Source organism: Streptomyces sp. NBC_01477 (assembly GCF_036227245.1).
In the GTDB taxonomy this organism is placed as follows: Bacteria; Actinomycetota; Actinomycetes; order Streptomycetales; family Streptomycetaceae; genus Actinacidiphila.
The window spans coordinates 4750434-4773418 of sequence record NZ_CP109445.1; the positions used below are offsets into that span (position 1 = coordinate 4750434).

Annotated in this window: 20 protein-coding genes; 12 read left to right on the forward strand and 8 right to left on the reverse strand. The window is 73.3% G+C overall.

Translation table 11 applies throughout. The features are described from left to right. Nucleotides 1-2 precede the first annotated feature (2 nt). On the reverse strand, nt 3-1682 hold the full coding sequence (locus OHA86_RS20010; RefSeq protein WP_329177214.1) for a sugar transferase: 1680 nt from the start codon (nt 1680-1682) through the stop codon (nt 3-5). Continuing rightward, the gene (locus OHA86_RS20015; protein ID WP_329177215.1) at nt 1679-2923 is read right to left on the reverse strand and encodes a glycosyltransferase; all 1245 of its coding nucleotides are present in this window, start codon (nt 2921-2923) and stop codon (nt 1679-1681) included. The genes OHA86_RS20010 and OHA86_RS20015 overlap by 4 nt, the downstream gene beginning before the upstream one ends. Before the next feature lie 378 nt (nt 2924-3301). On the opposite strand from OHA86_RS20015, the gene OHA86_RS20020 reads away from it, so the two are divergent. The 5 genes from OHA86_RS20020 to OHA86_RS20040 all read left to right on the forward strand — a co-directional run bounded on the left by OHA86_RS20020 (nt 3302) and on the right by OHA86_RS20040 (nt 6015). Then, complete coding sequence (locus OHA86_RS20020) at nt 3302-3712, forward strand: rodlin (RefSeq protein ID WP_329177216.1); 411 nt, start codon at nt 3302-3304, stop codon at nt 3710-3712. A gap of 328 nt (nt 3713-4040) precedes the next feature. Beyond that, nucleotides 4041-4235, forward strand: a complete 195-nt coding sequence (locus OHA86_RS20025; RefSeq protein WP_329182481.1) for a chaplin — start codon at nt 4041-4043, stop codon at nt 4233-4235. A 133-nt stretch (nt 4236-4368) separates the two neighbouring features. Further along, complete coding sequence (locus OHA86_RS20030; RefSeq protein WP_329177217.1) at nt 4369-4914, forward strand: chaplin; 546 nt, start codon at nt 4369-4371, stop codon at nt 4912-4914. A 154-nt stretch (nt 4915-5068) separates the two neighbouring features. Next, on the forward strand, nt 5069-5470 hold the full coding sequence (locus tag OHA86_RS20035; RefSeq protein WP_329177219.1) for a hypothetical protein: 402 nt from the start codon (nt 5069-5071) through the stop codon (nt 5468-5470). 137 nt (nt 5471-5607) lie between these two features. Continuing rightward, nucleotides 5608-6015: a rodlin gene (locus OHA86_RS20040; RefSeq protein WP_329177221.1), complete on the forward strand. Its 408-nt coding sequence runs from the start codon at nt 5608-5610 to the stop codon at nt 6013-6015. A 122-nt stretch (nt 6016-6137) separates the two neighbouring features. On the opposite strand, the gene OHA86_RS20045 is transcribed toward OHA86_RS20040, so the two are convergent. Beyond that, nucleotides 6138-6599 carry a MarR family winged helix-turn-helix transcriptional regulator gene (locus tag OHA86_RS20045; RefSeq protein ID WP_329177223.1) on the reverse strand — a complete coding sequence of 154 codons (462 nt, stop codon included), beginning with the start codon at nt 6597-6599 and terminating at the stop codon, nt 6138-6140. Between the two features lie 148 nt (nt 6600-6747). Between OHA86_RS20045 and OHA86_RS20050 the strand changes: the two genes are divergently transcribed. Both OHA86_RS20050 and OHA86_RS20055 read left to right on the forward strand, forming a co-directional pair. Continuing rightward, nucleotides 6748-7587, forward strand: coding sequence for an SDR family oxidoreductase (locus OHA86_RS20050; protein ID WP_329177224.1), 840 nt, complete (start codon nt 6748-6750; stop codon nt 7585-7587). Between the two features lie 388 nt (nt 7588-7975). Further along, nucleotides 7976-12163, forward strand: coding sequence for a bifunctional nitrate reductase/sulfite reductase flavoprotein subunit alpha (locus tag OHA86_RS20055; RefSeq protein WP_329177226.1), 4188 nt, complete (start codon nt 7976-7978; stop codon nt 12161-12163). A gap of 169 nt (nt 12164-12332) precedes the next feature. Here OHA86_RS20055 and OHA86_RS20060 read toward each other — a convergent pair whose 3' ends face one another. Then, a complete protein-coding gene (locus tag OHA86_RS20060) occupies nt 12333-12773 on the reverse strand; it encodes an SHOCT domain-containing protein (RefSeq protein WP_329177228.1) in 441 nt (146 codons plus the stop codon). 14 nt (nt 12774-12787) lie between these two features. Beyond that, entirely contained in the window at nt 12788-14224 is a 1437-nt protein-coding gene (locus tag OHA86_RS20065; protein WP_329177230.1) for a DUF2252 domain-containing protein, read from the reverse strand. Between the two features lie 186 nt (nt 14225-14410). On the opposite strand from OHA86_RS20065, the gene OHA86_RS20070 reads away from it, so the two are divergent. From OHA86_RS20070 to OHA86_RS20085, 4 genes are read left to right on the forward strand one after another with little or no spacing between them, the layout of a single operon-like run. Further along, nucleotides 14411-15262 (forward strand): ABC transporter ATP-binding protein, encoded by an 852-nt coding sequence (locus OHA86_RS20070; protein WP_329177231.1) that lies wholly within the window; start codon nt 14411-14413, stop codon nt 15260-15262. Continuing rightward, nucleotides 15262-16119 carry an ABC transporter permease gene (locus OHA86_RS20075; protein WP_329177233.1) on the forward strand — a complete coding sequence of 286 codons (858 nt, stop codon included), beginning with the start codon at nt 15262-15264 and terminating at the stop codon, nt 16117-16119. The genes OHA86_RS20070 and OHA86_RS20075 overlap by 1 nt, the downstream gene beginning before the upstream one ends. Continuing rightward, a complete protein-coding gene (locus OHA86_RS20080; protein WP_329177235.1) occupies nt 16077-17351 on the forward strand; it encodes a sensor histidine kinase in 1275 nt (424 codons plus the stop codon). The genes OHA86_RS20075 and OHA86_RS20080 overlap by 43 nt, the downstream gene beginning before the upstream one ends. Then, nucleotides 17348-17968, forward strand: a complete 621-nt coding sequence (locus OHA86_RS20085) for a response regulator transcription factor (RefSeq protein ID WP_329177237.1) — start codon at nt 17348-17350, stop codon at nt 17966-17968. The genes OHA86_RS20080 and OHA86_RS20085 overlap by 4 nt, the downstream gene beginning before the upstream one ends. A 274-nt stretch (nt 17969-18242) precedes the next feature. Here the strand turns inward: OHA86_RS20085 and OHA86_RS20090 are convergent, their stop codons facing one another. Then, complete coding sequence (locus tag OHA86_RS20090; protein ID WP_329177238.1) at nt 18243-19085, reverse strand: NAD(P)H-binding protein; 843 nt, start codon at nt 19083-19085, stop codon at nt 18243-18245. A gap of 146 nt (nt 19086-19231) precedes the next feature. Between OHA86_RS20090 and OHA86_RS20095 the strand changes: the two genes are divergently transcribed. Then, complete coding sequence (locus OHA86_RS20095; RefSeq protein ID WP_329177240.1) at nt 19232-20221, forward strand: AraC family transcriptional regulator; 990 nt, start codon at nt 19232-19234, stop codon at nt 20219-20221. 163 nt (nt 20222-20384) lie between these two features. Here OHA86_RS20095 and OHA86_RS20100 read toward each other — a convergent pair whose 3' ends face one another. Together OHA86_RS20100 and OHA86_RS20105 are read right to left on the reverse strand one after the other, a co-directional pair. After that, on the reverse strand, nt 20385-21605 hold the full coding sequence (locus tag OHA86_RS20100) for a S8 family peptidase (RefSeq protein ID WP_329177241.1): 1221 nt from the start codon (nt 21603-21605) through the stop codon (nt 20385-20387). Nucleotides 21606-21907: 302 nt separating this feature from the next. After that, entirely contained in the window at nt 21908-22936 is a 1029-nt protein-coding gene (locus OHA86_RS20105) for a winged helix-turn-helix domain-containing protein (protein WP_329177242.1), read from the reverse strand. Nucleotides 22937-22985: the final 49 nt, after the last annotated feature.

Below are 22985 nucleotides of genomic sequence, written 5' to 3' on the forward strand. Positions count from 1 at the left end.
GGTCAGCTCCCGCCGCAGCGGAACAGCGTGGCGGCGGTCCGCAGCAGGATCGACACGTCCTGCCACAGCGTCCAGCTGTCGATGTAGTGGTTGTCGAAGCGCGCCCGGTCGGCGATCGAGGTGTCGCCGCGCAGACCGTGTACCTGGGCGAGCCCGGTGATGCCGGCGGGCATCCGGTGCCGGTCGGCGTAGCCGGGCAGTGTCCGGCTGAACTGCGCGACGAAGTGCGGGCGTTCGGGGCGCGGGCCGACCAGGCTCATGTCGCCGCGCAGCACATTCCACAGCTGCGGCAGCTCGTCGAGCGAGGTGCGCCGCAGCAGGCGTCCCGCGCGGCTCATCCGCTGGTCGTGGGCGACGCTCCACCGCGTCGCCGACTCGTGCGCGTCGGCGGGGCGCAGCGTACGGAATTTCAGCAGCGTGAAGGTCCGCCCGTGCAGCCCGATCCGCTCCTGCCGGAACAGCACCCCCGGGCCGTCCGCCAGCTGCACGGCGAGCGCGCACACGGCGAATACCGGCGCCAGGCACAGCAGGGCGGTGGCGGCCACAGCCGCGTCCAGGGCGCGCTTCACGCCGCGGGCAACGCGACCCGCGGTCGGCGGGTACGGATCGAGCCGGCGGCACGCGTAGCCCCACAGATGGCCGGCCCCGTCGCCCTTGCCGCGCCTTTCCCCGCCGACCTGCCACAGCAGGCAGCCCTGCGCGGCCAGCAGCCGCACGGTCGCGGCCGTCCGGGCGTCCAGCGTCGCGGGACCCGCGACGACGGCGTGCCGTACGGCGTTCTGGATCACCGCCCGGGTGACGTCGCCTGGCGACGGCAGAACGGGCAGCACCGGCGGCGGCATGTACTGCGGCGGCACGGGCCGGTCCCCGCGGGCGGGCGGTTCCGGGGGCGCGGGGCGCACGGGGGCCGGCGCCGCGAGGCCGACCGGGCGCATCCCGTACTCCGGGCGGGCGTGCAGGACCGCGGCGATCCAGGCCGCGGACGCCGCGTCGGCGCCGACGACGAGCGTCGAGGCGGGGCGCCTGCGGGCCATCCGGCGGCGCGACCGGTAGACCGCTGCCCGCAGCCCGCCCGCGACGGCCGCGGTCAGCGTCGCCGCGGCCGGCAGTTCCGCCCAGCCCGGCGCGCCCGGAGCGGCCACGACCGCGAGCACCACCCAGGCCAGGACCGTGCGCCAGGCCAGCCCGGGGAGTTCGGCGAAAGCTCCGGGAGCGAAGCCCGGCCGGTAGAGCCCTGCCCTGTGCTGCGTGACCAGCAGGCACCCGGCGACCACGCACCCGGCGAGCACCACGCGCGGCGCCGTGACCGCGGCTCCGACGACCGCTCCTGCGCAGTCCGCCGCCGCCAGCACTCCCCCGACCCGCTCCCGTACCGCCCGGCGCCGCGGCTGCCCGGCGCGGTGGTGAACCCGGGTGCCGTACGCGGGCGGGTCGCCGGCGGTGCCGGGCGCGTAAGCGCGAGGTCCGCCGTTCGCCGCCGCGTCCGTGCGGACCGCGGCCGTGGCGCCGGCCGGGCCGGGCTCGGACAGGCGCGGGCCGCCCGCCCGTTCGATGTCGGGGCGCGGCCGGTCGTGCGCCCGGGCGCCGTCCTGCCGGTTCGGTTCGTACGTCTGCGGTGCCGCCACCCGTTCGGCGTCGGCGCGGGTCGGGTCGCAGGTGCGGGGGGCGGGGTCGGGCGTCACCGGGGGAGCCGCCGGGGGCGTACGGGGTGGGGGAGCGCCAGGACGTCGCGATAGACCGCGGCGACATCTGCCGCGGCTCTTGCCACGTCGTGCTGGGCGCGGGCATGGGCGAGGGCGCGCAAGGACGCGGCCGTACGCAGCGGCCGGTCGGTGAGCAGCCGTACCAGGGCCGCGGACAGAGCGGCGGCGTCCGCGACCGGGACGACGCAGGCCTCGGCGTCGTCAGGGTGGAGGCTTTCGCGGGCGCCGCTCACGTCGGTGGTCACCACCGGGCGTCCGCAGGCCATCGCCTCCAGTGGTGCCAGCGCCATGCCCTCCCACCGCGAGGGCAGCACGACCACGTCCGCGGCCTGATACCACGGCACGGTGTCGCGGGCGGTGCCCGCGAGCAGTACGCCGGGGGGCGCGTCGAGCAGCAGCCGCCGGTGGTCGGGCCCTTCGCCGACCAGCACGAGCCGGGCCGCGGGAAGTGCCGCGGCGACCGCGGGCCAGGCGCGCAGCAGCACGTCCTGGCCCTTTTGCGGGCACAGCCGTCCGACGCACACCACCAGCGGCGTATCGGGCCCGGCGTCGGACAGCGCGGGCAGCGCGGCCCTGACGCCGTCGCGGTCGGCGGTGGGCCTGAAACGGGCGAGGTCGACACCGTTGCGCACCACCGCCCAGCGGGCGCGTACCCCGGCCTGCCGTCCAACCCTGCGCTCGGCGTCGCTCACGCACAGCACCCGGTCCGCCCAGCGAGCGGCGTGCCGCTCCCAGGCGCGCGCGGCCTCGGCGGTGGCGCCGCCGACCGCGTCGAAGGACCAGGCGTGCGGCTGGAAGACGGTGGGCACGCCGCCGCGGACGGCGAGGCGGGCCGCGAGGCCGGCCTTGGCACTGTGCAGGTGCAGCAGGTCGGGCCGGACCGCGCGCACCAGCCGGGCCGCCGCCGCGGCCTCGCGGGGGAGCCCGGGGCCGGGAGCTCGGCGGGCGGACCAGTGCACGACCTCCGCGCCGGCGCGCGCGGCGGCCTGCGGCAGCGTGTCGGGCGGGGGGACCCCGGGGCCGGACGAGCCGGGGGCCGTGAAGCCGCGGCCAGGCAGCGCCCGCCCGGCGGCAGGGGCCGGGCAGCCGACGACGACCCGGGCGCCCGCCCGTACCTGCGCGCGGACCAGGTCCGCCACGACGCGGGCCACCCCGCCCTCGACGGGCTGGGCCATATGCAGCACCGTCAACCCGGCGAGTCCGTCCTGCTGTTGCGGCATCGCGCGCCGATCTCCCTCTGCGAGCCCGTCAAACCCCGCCACCCGGTCCCGCGGAAGGCCGCCCGGTCGACGAATGCCGAGCCGGTCGGTCAATCCCCGGGAAACAGAAATGCACCGTCGCAGAAGGCGCGTCGAAAATCACGCAAGCCGCGCGCACGAGGGAGCCGTTGGCGGTCTCTTACGACGATCACACCGCAGCGGGTTGACATGGCGTCAATCCGCCGCCCGTACGCTCACCCGCACGCCTGATGCGGGGCGAACACGACGGGCACCACTATCCATTCGGGTGAAACGGCATTACTAAACGCCGATGCCGGGGGTTGGACAGTCCGACCCGTCTTCCGGGGGCAATCCCACTCCAGTCAAGAAGGTCCCACCGTGATCAAGAAGTTCCTCGCCACGGCAGCCGTGGCCGCCTCCATCGCGGGCGTCTCGGCGACGGTCGCCCCGCAGGCGATGGCCATCGGTGACAGCAGCGGAACCACGACCGCCAACGGCAACGGTTCCCAGCAGAGCTACGGCAACACCTACACCGGCGGCTACATGAGCCCGTCGTTCGCGCTGATCTCGGGCTCGCTCAACAAGCCCTGCATCGCGCTGCCCGCCAAGGCGAACCTCGGCTCGCTCATCGGCCTGGTCCCGATCAGCGTCCAGGACATCAACGTCCTGTCGTCGCCGCAGAACCAGCAGTGCACCGAGAACTCGACCCAGTCGAAGGGCGACGAGCCGCTGTCGCACCTCCTGGACAACATCCCGATCCTCTCCGGCAACGGCGCGGGCAACAGCTGAGCCCAGATTTCCTGAGGGTCTGCCGGGTACCCCCCTCGCGGTTCCGACCGCCGGTGAGAAGCCGGCGGACGGAGTCGTTCCCGCGCAACCGGACTGCAAATATGCAAATTTTGCCGCCCATCCGAGTGGATGATGCCGTTCGAAGACGGGCGGGGAGTCACCTATCGGCATCAATCATCGTTGAATGGACCGCGCGGTAGCAGGGTTCCGAGATGACGGGACCTGTCGGCACGAAATCCGTGACGGCAGAATATGCCACCGCCGCTGGAAAAGGAGTAGAACCGTGAAGAAGCTCACCAAGGCCGCGGCATTCGCCGCCGGAACCGTTATGGCGATGGGCGTCGCCACCCCGGCGTTCGCCAGCTCCGACGCGACCGGTGCCGCCATCGGCTCCCCGGGCGTGCTGTCCGGCAACCTGATCCAGGTGCCGGTGCACGTGCCGCTCAACCTGTGCGGCAACACCGTCAACATCATCGCGCTGCTGAACCCGACGTTCGGCAACACCTGCGTCAACGCCGACTGACGACGAACGACGCCGACAGGTCGGACAGCACGCTCCGACCAGGTACCGCCCCGGGCCGAGTGCGCCGCACTCCGGGGCGGTCCGTCATCTGCACCACCCTTGCACGACCTTGCACGAGCGGAGAAATGAGTCGATGCGACGACAGATTCTGAGCCGGAGTCTGCTCACCGTTGCTGCCGCGAGCAGCATCCTCGCCGTGACGGGAGGCTATGCGAACGCGGACTCCGACGCACAGGGCGCCCTGAACGGATCACCCCATTCGGCCGACGCCCATTCGCCGGAAGCCGATGTGCCGGCCGGTACCCATTCGTACGGAGCCACCGCGGAAAGCGACACGCACGGCTCGCCGGGAGTGCTGTCGGGAAACAGTGTGAATATCCCGGTCCAGGCGCCGGTGAACGTGTGCGGGAACTCCGTGGACGTGGCCGCGCTGCTCAATGCCGTGAGCGGGAATTCCTGTGCCAACGGCGAGGTGCCCGCCACCCCCGTGGTGCCGGGACCGCGGCACGCCAAGCCCCCCGTCACCACGCCCGAGGTGCACACACAGCTCGCGGAGACCGGCGCGTCGCGGGGCGCGGTGGGCGCGGCGACCGGCGCGGGAGCCGCGCTCCTGCTCAGCGGCGCGATGCTCTATCGGCGTTCGACCCGTACCGCGCGTATTCAGCGCACGTATTCCTGAGCGATTTCCGACCGTTTCCTTGCCCGGGCCCGGAAAGTCAAGCCGCCGCACTATCGGGTGATTGTCAGGCGGCGGGTCCGCACACAGTTTCCGTTGCACTCCGTAGTCGTTGTTCATGTCGACAGACATTCCGGCGCTACCGAAAGGGTGGCAAGTGAAGTACTCGAAGGTTGCAGCGGTCGTGGCCGGCTCCATGATGGCGGTCGGTGTGGCGGCGCCCGCATTCGCCGACGCCGCGAGCGCCGACAACATGAGCACGATGCCGACCAGCATCGACAGCGGGATCAACCAGGCGCTCAATGAGCAGCCGCTGCAGAAGCTCGGCGACAGCGCCCCGCTCGGTCCCGTTCTGAGCACCCTCGGCAAGACGACCGACAACCTCCGGGGCAACACCTCGACCGACGCCCTCCTGGGGCAGGCGAGCACGGCCACCCAGGGTGTCGCCAAGTCCGGCCTGGACGGTGCCGTACCCGGCGCGTCGCTGCTCGGCGGGCTGCCGCTGGGCGGGCTGCCGCTCGGCGGTCTGGGCGGCGTGCTCGGCGGACTCGGCGGCTGACGCCCCGTCACTTTCCCGGCGGCCCGACTCCACCATCGGAGTGAAACGCCGGAACCAAACCCGTCATGAGCGGTTGATCAGATCGCTCAGACCTTCCTTCCAGAACCGCGCAATCCCGCATCGCAAAAGGACACACAATGATCAAGAAGATGCTGGCCGGAGCCGCCCTCGCCGCTTCGGTCGTCGCAGTCGGCGCCGCCGCCGCCCCGGCCATGGCCATCGGCAACGACACCGGCACCACCACGGTGAACGGCAACGGCGCCGTGCAGGCTTACGGCAACACCGTCACCGGCGGCACCCAGAGCCCGCAGCTCGGCCTCATCCAGGGCACCCTGAACAAGCCCTGCATCGGCCTGCCCGTCAAGGCGAACGTCGGCTCGCTGATCGGCCTCATCCCGATCACCGTCCAGGACGTCAACGTGCTGTCGTCGCCGCAGAACCAGCAGTGCGCCGAGAACTCCACCCAGGCCAAGGGTGACGAGCCGCTGTCGCACATCCTGGACAACATCCCGGTCCTGTCCGGCAACGGTGCCGCCAACCACTGACGTTCCGCTCGCTCCACCTGCTCCACCCGGGCCGCCGGCGATCTCGTGCCGGCGGCCCCTCCGCCTTTTCCGGGCCGCCCCGCGGTCCGCCCCCCGGCAGCCGCTGCCGCGCCGAGCCGGGGTCAGGTACGGCCGATCTCCGCGGCCTGCTCGCTGCCGACCTCGGCGGCGGCGCGGAAATAGCGGCGGATCACGGTGAGGTCGGCGTCACTGAACGAGCCGAGCATCGTGTCGTACGCGTCCCCCGGCCCTTCCCAGGCGTCGCCCAGGCCCTCCAGGGCGCCCGGCGTCAGCGCCACCAGCGATCTGCGGCGGTCGGCCGGATCCGCGCGGCGCTCCACCAGGCCCGCCGCGACCAGCCGGTCGACCAGCCGGGTCGCGGAGCCGGGGGTCAGTCCGGTCAGCACCGCGATCTGGCCGGTGGTCAGCGGGTCGGGCTCCAGGTCGAGCAGATTGAGGCACTGCACATCGGTGGGGTGCAGGCCGAGCCGGTCGGCCATCCGCTGGTTGAACAGCGTCCAGGCCGCGTAATGGCGCCGGGCCTCCGTGACGACCTGGTCGAGCAACTCCTCGCGGTCGGGCATGCGGCCGTCTCCGTCCCTCATCATTTGCGTGACGCAAAGATTGTGTCGCACAATATCTGCGTGGCGCAGTAGCTGTGTCGCGCTCCCAGTCTAGGGATTCCGCTGCGTGCGCCCGCTTTCGCCGACCCACGTCTTCGCAGGAGAACCCATGACCATCCTCGTCACCGGCAGCCGCGGACGCGTCGCCCGTACGCTCATCGACCTGCTGCACGCGCAGGGCCGCTCCCTGCGGGCCGGGTCGAGCGACCCCGGCGCATCGGACCCGCCCGGCGGCATACCGGCGGTACGGTGCGTGCTCGACGACCCCGGCACATTTCGCTCCGCCCTGGAGGGGGTGTGCTCGGTCTTCCTCTACGCCGGGCGCTCCGCCGACGCCGCCACCTCCTTCGCCGAGGCAGCCGCGGCGGCGGGGGTGCGGCACATTGTGCTGCTGTCCTCCTCCGCGGTCCTGGAGCCCGGCGCCGCGGACGATCTGCTGGCCGGGCACCATGCCGCCGTCGAGGCGGCCCTGCGCGGCGGGCCCGTCCCGGCGACATTTCTGCGGCCAGGAGACTTCGCGGGCAACGCCCTGCAATGGGCGCGGCCCATCGCGGCGACCGATACCGTGCGGCTGCCGTACCCGGACGCGCACACGGTGCCGCTGCACGAGGACGACCTCGCGGCGGCAGCCGCTGCCGTGCTGACGGCGCCCGAGCGGTACTCGGCTCCGGCGTACACCCTCACGGGGCCGCAGTCCCTCACCTTCCGTGAGCAGGCCGAACTCATCGGGGCGGCCCGGGGGCGCCCCGTGCGGGTCGAGCCGGTCAGCCGTGCCGGGTGGATGGCGGAGACGAGTATTCCGGCGTCCTACGCCGAAGCCCTCCTCGACCACTGGCGGAACCACGACGGCACGCCGGTCGCGACCACTGCCACTGTCGCTGCCCTCACGGGCCGCCCGGCCCGCCCGTTCGCGGCATGGGCGGCGACGCATGCGGCGGCATTTTCCTGAGGCTTTCCGCTCGCCCAGCCGCGCGGCCCCGGACCTTCCCCGGCGGACAGCCGCAGTTACCCGCCCCTCGAACGGCCTGCCCGCCGCGCCGGAGGGCGCCCCAAAAGGGCGCGGAGAACTGCGCGCCCGGCCACAACCGTGGGAAAGAGGCGCCGCCACCGCAGGTGGCGTCCGCCCTCAGGGGCACGGGCAAGTACGCGACCGGTTTCCCCGCAGCGCCACCGTGGGATCGTAGAAGCAACCCCGCGGGGGCTCGGCTCACAGGGATCCGGCAACCTGTGTGCAGAGGGTGTAACCGCGGGCGGCCCGCGGGGTGACCGCGGCGTAATCGCGGGTTCGTAGCGTCGGGCGGGTGCGGCCGCGGGGGCCGCGGGGGGAGGACCCGCAGGTGGGGACGACGACGGTACGGACGGTGTGCTCGTACTGCGGCGTCGGCTGCGGCCTCCTGCTGGACGTCGGAGCCGGTCCCGACGGGCGCCGCACCGTACTGAAGGCCGTCGGCGACAAGGCGCACCCGGCCAACCGCGGCCGGCTCTGCACGAAGGGCGCGACGACCGCGGACATGCTGGCGGCGCCCGGCCGGCTGGCGAGCGCGCTGGTCCGCGAGGAGCGCGGCGCCGAAGCCGTACCGTCGCCCGCCGCCGAGGCGATCGCGGAGACCGGCCGCCGGCTGCGGGCGGTCGTGGACGAGCACGGACCGGACGCGGTGGCGCTGTACGTGTCGGGCCAACTGAGCCTGGAGGCGCAGTATCTGGCGAACAAGCTCGCCAAGGGGTTCATCGGCACCAACCAGATCGAGTCCAACTCCCGCCTGTGCATGGCCAGCGCGGGCAGCGGCTACAAGCTGTCGCTCGGCGCGGACGGCCCACCCGGCTCGTACGAGGACCTCGACCACGCCGACGTCTTCCTCGTGATCGGCGCGAACATGGCCGACTGCCACCCGATCCTCTTCCTGCGGATGATGGAACGGGTCAAGGCGGGCGCCAAGCTGATCGTGGTGGACCCGCGCCGCAATGCGACGGCCGCGAAGGCGGATCTGTTCCTGCAGATCCGCCCCGGCACCGATCTGGCGCTGCTGAACGGCCTGTTGCACCTGCTGCACGCCAACGGCCGTACCGATCGGGACTTCATCGCCCGCTGGACCGAGGGCTGGGAGGCGATGCCGGGCTTCCTCGCCGACTACCCGCCGGCGGCCGTCGCCGGGATCACCGGCATACCCGAGGCCGACCTGCGGCGGGCCGCCGACCTGATCGGCGGGGCGGCCGAATGGACGAGTTGCTGGACGATGGGCCTCAACCAGTCCACGCACGGCACCTGGAACACCAACGCCCTGATCAACCTGCATCTTGCGACCGGCGCGATCTGCCGCCCGGGCAGCGGCCCGTTCTCGCTCACCGGCCAGCCGAACGCCATGGGCGGCCGGGAGATGGGCTACATGGGTCCCGGTCTGCCCGGGCAGCGCTCGGTGCTGGTGGCCGAGGACCGGGCCTTTGCCGAGGACTTGTGGGGGCTGCCGCCCGGCACCGTGCGGGCGGACGGCGTCGGGCGCGGCACGGTGGAGATGTTCCGGCGGATGGCCGACGGCGAGATCAAGGCCTGCTGGATCATCTGCACCAACCCGGTGGCGTCGGTCGCGAACCGCCGTACCGTCATCGAGGGCCTGGAGGCGGCCGAATTCGTCGTCACCCAGGACGTGTTCGCCGACACCGAGACCAACGCCTACGCCGACATCGTGCTGCCCGGCGCGATGTGGACCGAGTCCGAGGGCGTCCTGATCAACAGCGAGCGCAACCTCACCCTCGCCCGGCAGGCCGTCGACCCGCCCGGCGAGGCGCTGCCCGACTGGCGGATCATCGCCGAGGTGGCGCGCGCGATGGGCTACGGGGCCGCGTTCGACTACGCGGGACCCGAGGAGGTCTTCGACGAGATACGCCGGGCCTGGAATCCGGTCACCGGCTACGACCTGCGGGGCGTGACGTACGAGCGGCTGCGGGACACGCCCGTGCAGTGGCCGGCCCCCACCGAGGACGGCCCCGACCGCAACCCGATCCGCTACGTCGAGGGCGACGGGCTGCGCTTCCCGACCGCGAGCGGGCGGGCCGTCTTCCACCCCAGGCCGCATGTGCCGCCCGCCGAGATGCCCGACGACGACTTTCCCTTCGTGCTCAACACCGGCCGGTTGCAGCACCAGTGGCACACCCTGACCAAGACCGGCAAGGTCGCCAAGCTCAACAGGCTCAACCCCGGGCCGTTCGTGGAACTGCACCCGCGGGACGCCGCCGGCCTGGGCATCGCCGAGGGCGACCCGGTGGAGGTCGCCTCACGGCGCGGCCGTGCGGTGCTGCCCGCGGTGCTGACCGACCGGGTACTGCCTGGCTGCTGCTTCGCGCCTTTCCACTGGAACGACCTGTTCGGCGAGTACCTGAGCGTCAACGCCGTCACCAGCGACGCGATCGACCCGGTGTCCTTCCAGCCGGAGTTCAAGGTGTGCGCGGTGTCGCTGACGAGAGTCGCCGCGCCGATCGAGGCGGGACAGAGCGAGCCCGGGCCCGCGGAGAGCACGCAGTCCGAGTCCGTACCGGTCGAGTCCGCGTCGGCCGGGACCGCGTCGTCCGAGCCCGCACCGGTGGAGGCCGTACCGGCCGAGGCCGCGCCCGGCGACGTCTTCGGCATACCGGACCTCGCACCGCCCTCGCTGGCCGAGCACGAACAGACGTATCTGGCCGGCTTCCTGGCAGGCCTCGGCCCGGACGTGACCGGTGTGCCCGTCCTCCCGCCGCAAGCGCCCCTCACGCCCGGGCACGCGCTGTGGGTCAACGGGGCACTGGCAGGCAGGTATTCGCGGCTGCCCGCAGCCCTCGAACCCGTACCGCACACCGAAATGCCGCAGTCCGGGCGGGAGGTGGTGGTGCTGTGGGCGTCGCAGACCGGCAATGCCGAGGGCTTCGCCGCGGCCGCCGTCCAGCGCCTCACCGGCACCGGCCACCGGGCCACGCTGCTCGGCATGGCCGACGCCTCCCCCGCCGCGCTCCCGGCCACCGCCGACCTGCTGCTGATCACCAGCACGTTCGGCGACGGCGAGGCCCCCGACAACGGCGCCGGCTTCTGGGACGCCCTCACCGCGCCGGGCGCCCCGCGGCTCGACGGCCGCCGTTACGCCGTCCTGGCCCTCGGCGACTCCTCCTACGCCGAATTCTGCGGCCACGGACGCCGGTTGGACGAACGCCTCGGCGAACTCGGCGGCGTACGCCTCGCGCCGCGTACGGACTGCGAGCCCGACTACGAACCGTCCGCGCTCGCCTGGCTCGACCAGGTGCTCGGCGCTCTGGCGCAGCCGCCGCCGGCCGAAACCGCCGCACAGCCGCCCGCCGAAGCCGCCGAAGCCACCGAAGCCGCCGAGGCCGCCGAAGCCGCCGCGCCGAACGCCCCGGTCCCCGCGCCCGCCGGGCCCGTACGGCGGCCCGCAGGCGGCACCGCCCGGCTCACCGGCAACCGGCTGCTCGGACGGCCGGGCGCCGCCAAGGAAGTCCGCCGCTTCACCTTCGACACCCGCGACAGCGCCGTCCCGCTGCCCTACGAGGCCGGCGACGCGCTCGGCGTCCTGCCCGTCAACTCCCCCGCTCTGGTGGCCGAATGGCTCGCCGTGACCGGTCTCGACCCGTACACCGGCGTCACCGTCCCCGGTATCGGCGACGTCCCGCTGGGCGAAGCGCTGCGCCAGTACCTGGAGATCACCAGGATCACCCCCGACCTGCTGCGCTTCATCGCCGACCGCACGCACGACCGGGCGCTCAGGAAGCTGCTGCGGCCCGACAACAAGGACGAACTCGCCCGGTGGTCATGGAGCAGGCACGCGGTGGACGTCATCGCGGAACACGCCGTCCGGGCCGGCGCGGACGAGTGGACCGGGGTGCTCAAGAAGCTCCAGCCGCGGCTGTACTCCATATCGTCCAGCCCGCTCACCGACCCGCGGCGGATCTCGCTGACCGTCTCCGTCGTCCGCTACGACAACCCCGACGGCCGGCCGCGCGGCGGCGTCTGCACGCCCTTCCTCGCCGACGCCGAGCCGGGTACGACCGTGCCCGTGCACGTCCGGCGCTCCCCGGACTTCCGGCCGCCCGCCGACCCCGCCACCCCCATGATCATGGTCGGCCCCGGCACCGGCGTGGCCCCCTTCGTCGGCTTCCTCGACGAGCGCCGCGCCCGCGGCCACCGCGGCCCGAACTGGCTCTTCTTCGGCGAGCAGCACCGGGCCACCGACTTCTACTACGAGGACGACCTCGCCGCCCGCCTCGCCGACGGCACCCTCACCCGCCTCGACACCGCCTTCTCCCGCGACCAGCGGGCCAAGGTCTACGTCCAGGACCGGATGCGCGAGCACGGCCCGCTGCTGTGGTCCTGGCTCCAGGACGGCGCGCACTTCTACGTCTGCGGTGACGCCGCCCGCATGGCGAAGGACGTCGACCGGGCGCTGCGCGACATCGCCACCGCACACGGCGGGCTGCCGCCCGACGCGGCGACGGCGTACGTCAAGCAACTCGCCGCGGAGAAACGATACGTCCGCGACGTCTACTAGCCGCCGCCTTCCTCCCCCGAGGGGGCGCCATCCCAGGGACGCGAGGAACCGCGCGCAACCACAACTCAGCGGCACCGCGACCGCCACCGCACGTGGCACCCGCCCGGGAGCGCGAGGAACCGCGCGACCGGCCGCCCACCGGGGCGTACCCGGGGAGACGGGCGGGCTCTCAGCCGAGGATCTTCTCCTTCGCCCGCTGGAACTCCTGCTCGGAGAGGTGCCCCGCGGTCTTCATCTCGGCCAGCTTGGCCAACTCGTCGGCCGAACTCCCCGAGCCGCCAGGGCCGCCCGAACCCCCCGCCCCAGAACCGGCGGTCTTGCGAATGTACTCATCGATGTCCTGCTGATGCGCCTTCGAGTGCTGCGCCTCCCGCCGCCCCATGCCGGCGCCGCGCACACAGACGTAGACGAAGACGCCCAGGAAGGGCAGCACCAGGACGAACAGCAGCCAGGCGGCCTTGACCCAGCCGCTCATCGAGTCGTCGCGGAAGAGGTCGACGACGATCCGGAAGAGCAGGAAGACCCACAGCACCCACAGGAAGACCCACATCGCGGTCCAGAAGGCACCCAGGACAGGGTAGTCGTAGGCGAGGTAGACGGTGTTGCTCATGACGGGCCTCCGGTTCAGCCGGGAGAGGGAGCGACGGGGACGCGGCCGTCCGCCGCCGCGGTGGCGAGGGCCTGGTGGTCGAAGGCGTTGCGGTCGGCGTAGGCCTCGGCGAATTCGGCGAGGGCGCGGTCGAGCGCGTCCCCGCCGCCCGCGTATGCCGCGAGCGCGATGGGGTCGCCGGAGCGGGCGTGCGCGCGGGCCAGGGAGGCGCCGCAGACCCGGGCGAAGAGCCGCAGCATCGTCGGGGACATGGTGTCGGGCTGCGCGATTCCCTTCCAGTCGCGCAACTGCCTTATGTAGAAGTCGCGTTGCTGCCCGTCGATGCCGATGACGCGTTCCCAGCCGAGCAGAATGTCCCCGGCGGACTGCATCAACCGCTGTCCGGCGACGACGCGTTGGCCCTGGTTGTCGTGGACGGCGGCGCCGGCGTAGGGGGCGAGGACCGAGGGCCCCGCCTCCTTGGCCTGCAACAGCAGCGGGTCCTGGTCGTCGCGGCCGATGGCGAGGATCACCCAGCACCGGGTGCCGACGCTGCCCACGCCCACGACCTTGCGCGCCATGTCCACCACTTGGAAGCGGCTCAGCAGCATCCGCCGCTCCGCCGACAGGCTGTCGCTGTAGTTGCGCAGCAACTCACGCAGCTTCGACTCCAGTTCGACGCGCTGGTCGTCCGGAAGCAGCTCGCGCAGCGGGGTGATCAGCGGCGGGTCCGAGGCGATCCTGCGCCGCCCGTCGACCACGGTGGTCAGCTTGTCGAAGGCCTGCGCGGTGGTCCTGGTGCGGGCTTTCGCCAGCGCCTTGGCCGTCCGGCGCCTGACGGTCCTGTCCGGTTGCTCGGCGGGCAGCAGCGCCGCGAGCTGGTCGGCGTCGTCCTGCGCGTACCAGACGTCGAGGGTGCCCATGCCGGCGAAGAGCCGCATCCGCTCGCGGTACGCCTCGACCGCCCCGCGGACGATCGCGGTGCGCCGCCGGGCGTCGAGGCCGCGGGCGCGGGCGGCGATCTCCAGGCTGGTCGCGAGGCGTTTGAGGTCCCACTCGAACGGGCCTGGCAGCGTCTCGTCGAAGTCGTTGATGTCGAAGACGAGGCGGCGCTCGGGGGAGGCGAGCAGCCGGAAGTTCAGCAGGTGCGCGTCCCCGCACAACTGGGTGGTGAGCCCGGTGTGCGGCGCCTGGCCGAGGTCCGCGGCCATGATGCCCGCGGCGCCCCGGTAGAAGCGGAAGGGCGACTCCAGCATGCGTCCGTAGCGGATCGGCACGAGTTCCCGCACCCGGTCGGCGGACTGCTGTTCCAGCAGCTCGACCGGGTCGAAGCGCTTCTTGCCCGGCTCGAAGCGGGCTTGCGCGGACCGCGGTACGCGACGGCGTGCCGCCTTGCCGTCCGCCGCTCGCTGCGCGGGGTCGCGCCGCGGACCACCCGCCGCCGGCCCCGGGGCCTTGTCCTGTTCACGCATGGGCTCACCGCCCTCCGATGCCTCCATCGTGACCCCGGCCCGCCGCCCCCGCCACGCGAGCACTGTCCCCGCACCGGTCACGTACGGTGAGCTGTCGTGACGGGACGGGCGTCCACCGATCGGTGGACGGGAGTGTGGCCGTACGGCCGTTCCCGGCGCCGGGACGCCCGCGGGATCGTGGGTTTCATGACGGACGACGTGGTGAAAGTGCGCGGGCTGCGCAAGAGGTACGGCGAGGTCGACGCGGTCGACGGGGTGGACCTCGGCATCAGGCGCGGTGAGGTCTTCGGCATCCTGGGGCCGAACGGCGCCGGCAAGAGCACGACCGTGGAGATCCTCCAGGGCCACCGGCGGCGCGACAGCGGCGAGGTGGCCGTACTGGGGCAGGACCCGGGCCGGGCCGACCGCGCCTGGCAGGCCAGGGTCGGGATCGTGTGGCAGGACGAGTCCGCGGCGGCCGAACTGACCGTGGCCGAGACCGTACGGCACTTCGCGCGCTACTACCCCGCGCCGCGCGACCCCGCCGAGGTCATCGAGCTGGTGGGCCTGACCGGGAAGGCGGACAGCCGCACCAAGTCGCTGTCCGGCGGGCAGCGCAGGCGGCTCGACGTGGCGCTCGGCGTGATCGGCGGTCCCGAACTGCTGCTGCTCGACGAGCCGACGACCGGCTTCGACCCGGCGGCCAGGCGGCGGTTCTGGTCGCTGATCCGCAGCCTTGCCGACGAGGGCACCACGATCATCCTCACCACCCACTACCTGGACGAGGCCGAGGCGCTGACCGACCGGCTCGCCGTGATCGCGGCCGGCAAGGTCGTCGCGGAGGGCGAACCCGGTTCGCTGGCCGGGCGCGCACGGGCCGGAGCGACCGTGCACTGGGCGGATCCCGACGGCACCGCACGCAGCGAGGAGACCGACACCCCGACCCGTACGGTCGCGGAGCTGACCCGCCGCTTCGACGGTGAGATCCCCGAACTCCGGGTCACCCGGCCCACGCTGGAGGACATCTACCTGCGGCTCATCGGATCGGAGGACCTGTGATGGCCGGCACCACCGCCGCGACGGCGCCCACCCGGGTGAAGGGCCAGCGCACCCCGCGGCTGCCCGGGGCGTGGCGACTCGGCCTGCTGCGCGGGGCGATGGAGATCAGGCTGTTCTTCCGGCTGCGCGAACAGGTGATCTTCACCTTCGCCTTCCCCATCGTCTTCCTCTTCCTCTTCGCCTCGATCTTCCACGACGACATGGCGGACTCCGGCTCCACCGCGTCGCAGTACTACGTGGCGTCGATGATCGCGGCCGGCATCATGTCCACCAGCTTCCAGTCGCTGGGCATCTCCATCGCGATCGAGCGCGACGACAAGGTGCTGCGCCGGCTGCGCGGCACCCCGATGCCGCCGGCCGCGTACTTCCTCGGCAAGATCTGGCTGGTGCTGGTCACCGGACTGCTGGAGACGGCCGCGCTGCTGGTCTTCGGCACCGCCGTCTACGACGTCGACCTGCCCTCCGACGCGGCCGGCTGGCTCACCTTCGGCTGGATCTTCGTGCTCGGCATCACCGGCTGCGCGCTGCTCGGCATCGCGATCAGCAGTGTGCCGAAGTCCGGCAAGAGCGCCACCTCGGTGGTCGTACTCCCCTTCCTGGTGCTCCAGTTCATCTCCGGGGTGTACATCCTCATCGACACCGTGCCCGACTGGATGCTGACCATCGGCTCGTTCTTCCCGCTCAAGTGGATGTGCCAGGGCCTGCGCGGGGTGTTCCTGCCGGAGGCCGCCGCCGCGCTGGAACCGGCGGGCAGTTGGGAGTACGGATGTATCGCGCTGGTACTGGGCGCCTGGTGCATCGGAGGATTGGTGCTGTGTCTGCTGACCTTCCGCTGGAAGAGCCGCAACGACGGCTGACCGGCCCACCGCTGCCCGCCGCGGGACCTCGCGGCGGGCACGTCTGGGAGCGCTCGTTCCTGCCGTGGGACCTGTACTTCGCGGTCGTGTCGGTGGCCACCGTCCTCTTCGCGCTCGCCGCGGAAAGCCCCGGGCTCCGCGTACGCGTCCTCGCCGCCTGCCTGTTCTGCCTGCCGGTGCTCTGGTACGTGGGGGCCGGCCGTCCGCTGCTGGTCGCGCAGGCCACCGGCTCCGGGGCGGCCGTACGGTATCTGACCGGCCTGGTCGTGCTGTTCCTGCCGCCCGCGGCACTCGTCGGCGAGACCCGGCTGGCGACCTTCGCCCTCGTACCCCAGTGCTTCATGCTGCTACGGGTGCGGGGCGCGCTCACCGCCGTCGCCGTCATCAACATCACGCCGGTCGCGGCCTGGGCGCTGGTCTGGCGGCCCGACACCCACGACCTCTACTACAACTCCGTCTTCGCGGTCGTCACCCTCGCCTTCTCCGCGGTGATCGGCAGCTGGATCATCCGCATCATCGAGCAGAGCACGGAACGGGCCGACCTCGTCGCCGAGCTGGACGCCAGCCGCGGCGAAGTCGCCCGCCTGTCCGCGGAGAGCGGCGCCCTCGCCGAACGCGAGCGGCTCTCCCGTGAGATCCACGACACCCTCGCGCAGGGCTTCACCAGCGTCCTGATGCTGGTCCAGGCCGTCGAGACCGAACTCGACACCGACCCGGCGCGGGCCCGCCGCCACCTCGCGCTCATGGCGGGCACCGCGCGGGAGAACCTGGCGGAGGCCCGTGCCCTCGTCGCCGGCAACGCCCCCGCGGGCCTCGACGGCGGCTCCCTGCCCGACGCTTTGCGCCGCCTCGCCGCCCGGCACACAGAACAGACCGGCGCGCCCGCCACCGTCGACATCGCAGGGGCCGTACGCGCCCTGCCCGCGGCCGTCGAGGTCGTCGTCCTGCGCAGCTGCCAGGAAGCCCTGGCCAATGCCCGCCGCCACGCGGGCGAGGCCGTCCCCGTCGCCCTCGACCTGCGCTATGCCGAGGACACCCTGCGGGTCGCCGTACGCGACACCGGCTGCGGCTTCGACCCCGCCGGGCCGCGGGGCACCGGCTACGGACTGCCCGGGCTGCGCGCCAGGGCGGCCGAGATGGGCGGCACCGCCACCGTCGACAGCGCGCCGGGCCGCGGCACCGCGATCACCGTCACCCTGCCGCTCGCGGCCGCCCGGAGGAGCACCCCGTGATCCGCATCCTGCTCGCCGACGACCACCCGGTGGTCCGCGAAGGCCTCCGCGCGATGCTCGACGCGGAGGCCGACCTCGACGTCGTCGGTGAGGCCTCCAGCGGCCCGCAGGCCGAGGCGCTGGCCGCCGCGCTGCGGCCCGACATCGTGCTGATGGACCTGCGGATGCCGGACGGCGGCGGCGTCGAGTCGACCCTGCGCATGACCGCTGCCGGGCTGCCGTGCCGGGTCATCGTGCTCACCACGTACGAGACCGACGGCGACATCCTGCGCGCCGTCGAGGCGGGCGCGGCCGGCTACCTCCTCAAGGACCTCGCCCGCGGTGAACTCGCCGACGCCGTGCGGGCCGCCGCCCGCGGGGAGACGGTCCTCGCCCCGACCGTCGCGGCCCGCCTCGTCGACCGCCTCCGCGTCCGTCCAGAACGCCCCCACCTGTCCGACCGCGAGACCGCGGTCCTCCGCCTGGTCGCCGAGGGCTGCACCAACGCGGAGATCGGCCGCCGCCTCTTCATCGGCGAGTCCACGGTCAAGACCCATCTGCTCCGCACCTTCACCAAGCTGGCGGTCACGGACCGCACGGCAGCGGTGACCTCGGCAATGCGCCACGGTTTGCTCTGAGCCACCGCCCCTTGCGGTGCCCCCGGGCGGGCGCGGGGAACTGCGCGCTCAGCCACGAGGCGCCGCAGGTGAGCAACGCACCGCAAGGGGCTTTCACCTGGGGGCGCGGGGAACTGCGCGACAGGCCACGATCCGCCGCGGACAGACGCGTACCAGCAAGTGCCACTCCGCCCCGGCGAGTACGAGGAAGTGCCCGTCCAGCCACGTCGCACCGCCCCGGCGAGTACGAGGAAGTGCGCGTCCAGCCACGACCCACCGCCCCCGCCGTCCGCTGTCACAATGGAAGCGCACCCCGCAACGACTCCGCGTAAGCGGAAAGGCCCCGGGCGCCCCGCCCGACAAGATCCGGCACCGCCGAGGTGACCACCGCATTCCCCCCGCCCCGCATATAGCGGAAAAGCGCCACCTGCCACTCCACCACCCGCTCGGGAAGCCCGCGCCCGCGAAGCCCCGCCGCGAAGTCGTCAGGGTCGAGCGGCACGTACCGCAGCTCGCGCCCGGCGGCGGCGCCGAGCACGCCCAGCGCCTCCTCGTGGGTGAGCGCCTCAGGACCCGTCAGGTCGTAGACCTGGCCGCCGTGTCCGCCCGACGTGAGGGCAACCGCGGCGGCCTCCCCGACATCCCTGGTGTCGACGAAGCTCACGGCCGCGTCCCCGGCCGGAAGCTCCAGCACGCCCCGCTCCCGCAGCGGCCCGGCGAATCCCGCGCCGAAATTCTGCTGGAACCAGTTGGGCCGCAGCACGGTCCACTCCCGCCCCGACATCCGTACGTCGTGCTCCCAGCTCGCCATCGGGACGAGCGGCGGCAGCCGGTCCGCGCCGAGCACGGAGAGCAGCACCACCCGCCGTATTGCGTCGGCGTCGGCGAGCAGCTGGTGCATGAGCAGTTCCGGCTCGGGCTGTCCGACCGGCCCGACCACGTAAAGCCCCTCCGCCCCTTCCAGCGCCGGGCGCCATGTGCCGCGTTCGGCCCAGTCGAAGCGGACCGGCTCGACGCCGGGCGACGTCGCGGACCCCGGTGTGCGGCTGCCCGCACGGACCTTCGCGCCGCGCGCGACCAGCGCGTCCACCACCGGCCGTCCGGTCTTCCCGGTCGCACCGATCACCAGCACGTTCATCACATCAGCCCCTCGCTCGTGTGCCCAAGTGTGTTCCGGACGAGGACGACACTATGTACCGCGGTCCGGATGATGAATGCCGCAGGATCCGGAATTCATGTCCGTACGTCCTGTCGCGACGGCGACGCTGCCGTAGACTCCCACGCATGGACGTACTGGCCGACGCACTCGCGGCAATGCGCACCGGCCGTACGCGTTCGGCCCGCACCGAGGTCCGCGCCCCCTGGGGGCTGCGCTTTCCCGCGGTCGGCGGCGCGACCTTCCACGTCGTCCTGGAGGGCGAGTGCTGGCTGCTCCCGCCGGAGGGCGCCGCGGACGAGCCCGCCGCGGACGCGGTACGGCTCGGCCCGGGCGACGCCGTGTTCCTGCGACGTGGCAGCCCGATGGGCCTCGCGGACGACCCGGCGACCGCGCTGACCGACTTCGTGCCGCACGACTGGGACCCGGGCGAGACGATCGGCCGGGTCGACATCGACGGGCCGGGCCCGCGCACCCGGCTGCTGTGCGGCGCGTATCCGCTGGGCCGGGGACGGCCGCACCCGCTGATGGCCGAGCTGCCCGACATTCTGCGCCTGCCGCCGAGCCGCGAGCGGCACCCGGCGCTGCACGCGGCGATCGGCCTGCTCAATGCCGAGCTCGAGGAGCGCAGACCCGGCAGGGACGGCATCGTGCCCGCCTTGGTGGACGCCCTGCTGCTGTACATACTGCGCGGCTGGCTGGCGGACAGGTCGGCCGCCGAGGCGCAGGGCCTGGCCCGCCCCGGGTGGGCGACAGCGCTGACCGACCCGGTGGTCGGCCCGGCGCTCGAAGGGATCCACGCCGACCCGGGCCGCGCCTGGACGGTGGAGGAGCTGGCCGCCTGCGGCGGCCTGTCGCGCTCGGCGTTCGCACAGCGTTTCACCGCCCTGGTGGGCACACCCCCGCTGACGTATCTGACCTGGTGGCGTATGACGGCGGCGGGCCGACTGCTGCTGTCGGGCGACGCACCGCTCCGGGTGGTGGCGGAACAGGTCGGCTACCGCGCCGAATTCGCCTTCGCCAAGGCCTTCAAACGCGAGTACGGCGTCGCGCCCGGCCGCTACCGCAGGTCCGCCCCGGGCGCGCCGCCCCCCTCCCCGGCCGTGGCGGGCCGCTGAACTCCGCAGTCGGGGTCGTCCTCGCCTCCGCCAGTCCGCGGGTTCGCCGACCGGCGCGGGCCACGGTGAATCCGGCGTACATGGCGGCGGGGTGCGGGGCGTCCCTGAACGGCGGTGAGCCGCCTCGTGCGGACGAGGCGGCTCACCGGTGGGGCGGGACGGGTCACAGACCGCCGGTGTAGAGCAGCCGGTTGGGCGAACCCGCGCTGACGGTGAGCACGTTGGCGGTGGCCTGGCTCGCGATCCAGCTGCTCACGTCGGACGCGCCGGCGGCGGGGTTCGCCGCCTTGTAGAGCAGCGCGACACCGGTCGCGTGCGGGCTGGCCATCGAGGTGCCGTCCAAGGCGATGCTGCCGCCGCCGAGCTTGGCCGAGACGATGTCCTGGCCGGGGGCGTAGAGCGTCAGGCACGCGCCGTAGTTGCTGAAGTCGGTCTGGTGGTCGGCGGAGTCGGTCGCCCCGACGGTGAGCGCGCCCGGGGCGCTGGCGGGCGAGACGTCGCACGCGTCCTCGGAGCTGTTGCCGGCCGCCACCACCGGCAGCACCCCTGCGTCGGCGAGCGCTGTGGCCGCGTCGTTGACCGCGGGGGAGTAGCCGCCGCCCAGCGACGCGTTCAGCACGGCGGGCTGCTTGGCGTTCTTCGCCACCCAGTCGAAGCCGGCGATGATCCCGGCCCAGCTGCCCTTGCCGTCGCAGCCCAGCACCCTGACGCTGACCAGGTTCGCCTTCGGGGCGACACCATAGGTGGCGCCGCCGACCGTACCCGCGACATGGGTGCCGTGACCGGCGCAGTCCTGTCCGTTGCGGCCGTCGCCGATCGCGTCGAAGCCGGGTACGGCCCGCCCGCCGAATTCGCTGTGGCCGAAGTCGATGCCGGTGTCCATGATGTAGGCGGTCGCGCCCGCGCCCTTGCCGACGGTGGTGAACTGCCCGTCGAGCGGCAGATTGCGCTGGTCGATCCGGTCGAGGCCCCAGGTGCCGGCCGCAGCCCTGACGACGCCGTCGACCGCGGGGACCGCGGGGACGGTCGTGCCCGCCAGGTCGTAGGCGGTCACCGACGCGTTCTCCTCCACGGCCTCGACGCCCGGCGTCCTGCGGACCGTGTCGAGCTGCGCCGGGTCGAGCGTGATGGCGAAGCCGCGCAGGGCCCTGCTGTAGGTGAAGAACGGCTTGAGGCCGATGCTCTGGGCGATCGACGACGGGTCGAGGGTCTTCTGCACGGTGACGATGTACTGCCCGGCGACGGCGTCGTCGTGCGTCCGCAGCGGGGCGAGCGCGGTGGCGGGCGTGGGGAGCGGGATGGCGGCAACGGCAGGAGTGCCTGCCACGGTCAGCGGTGCGAGGACCAGGGCGGCGGCGGACAGGCCGCGCGCGAACAAGCGCATGTCGGACTCCGGTGGGGACGGTGGCGATCGGTGGGGGCCCGCGCCGCGGTGTGCCCGTCCTCGGGCGCGACGGCCGGGGCGGACAGCGCGCGTGCGGACCAACGATCCGACGATCAGCCACGTCTGCGACCCCGACACACGTGCGAGGCGAGCCGCGTCAGCCGAATGGGCGCGGCATCCGGCGCGGGGGGCGGGCGTACGGCTCGCGCCGCGGCAGTGTGCCGCACTTTTCGGGCGGCCGGTGCGGGTGAGGGCTCGGCGCGGCAATGTACCGGGGCCTTCATCGGGGTGGGGCCGGGACGTCAGGGCGCGGGAGACCTGGAGGCCGCCGCGTGCAGCAGCAGTTCGGAGCCCAGCGCGGTGAGCGTGTGGTGGCTGAACCGGCCGCTGCGCCGGGTGGCGACAAGACCTGCCCGCCGCAGGACGCCGGCGTGCTCGCTGGCCGACGCGGGCGACAGGCCCACCCGGCGGGCCAGCTGGCCGGTCGTCACACCGTCGGCGATCACTTCGAGCACCGCCGCCCTGCTGTGCCCGAGCAGCGCGGCCAGACCCCCGTGCGGGCCGCCCAGCGGGGCGAGGAGGGGATGGCGGTCGCTGTCGGGGGCCACCTCGTAGTAGAGCGTCGGCTGCTCCTCGTCCGGGTCGCAGGGCACGTACGAGCTGAACGCGCCCGGCGCCAGCACCAGGCCGCGCCCGCCGAGGTGGTAGTCGTACTCGACCTCCGCCCGGGTCTGCACCTCGAGCACCGGGGGCCGCCAGCGCATCCGGGGGCCGAGCGCGTGCAGCACCTCCTCGATGCCGCCGTCCCCCAACTGCCGGGTGCGGGCCGCCCGGTCGGCGGCGAGCAGCGCGGCCAGCCCGGGCCAGTACGGCGCCACGGCCACCCGGTGGTAGTCGCGTACCGCCGCGGCCAGCCCGTTCGCCGCGGCAAGGTCGCCGTCGGCCAGGTCCCGGGTCCAGCGGGGCAGCGGGCGGTGCCTGCCGACGTAGTCCAGGTCGGCCCGCAGGGCCCGCTGAGGGGTGCTCAGCAGCCGCTCCAGTTCGTCGTCCAGGGTCCGCAGCCCGATGTGCGGGCGCAGGAAGCGCGGGATGGGGTGCGCGGGGTCGCGAGGGGCGAGCTGCGCGAAGTACGGCTTCTGCGGCGCCGGCCGGTCAACGCCGTCACCAGGCGCTGCCAAGCCCGCCCGTACCTGCCGCCGCCAGCCGTCGAGACCGGGTGCGCCGGCCCGCTGCACCAGGCGGAAGGCGCTGAAAGTGGTGACCGCGAGCGGGCTCGGGCGGGCCGCCAGCCGGGTGCGGGCCAGGTCGGTGAGCGTGAAGTGAATGCGCACGGGCTCCCCCATTTGCTTCGGCCAGGGCCGAAACGTGTCGCCGTGGTCC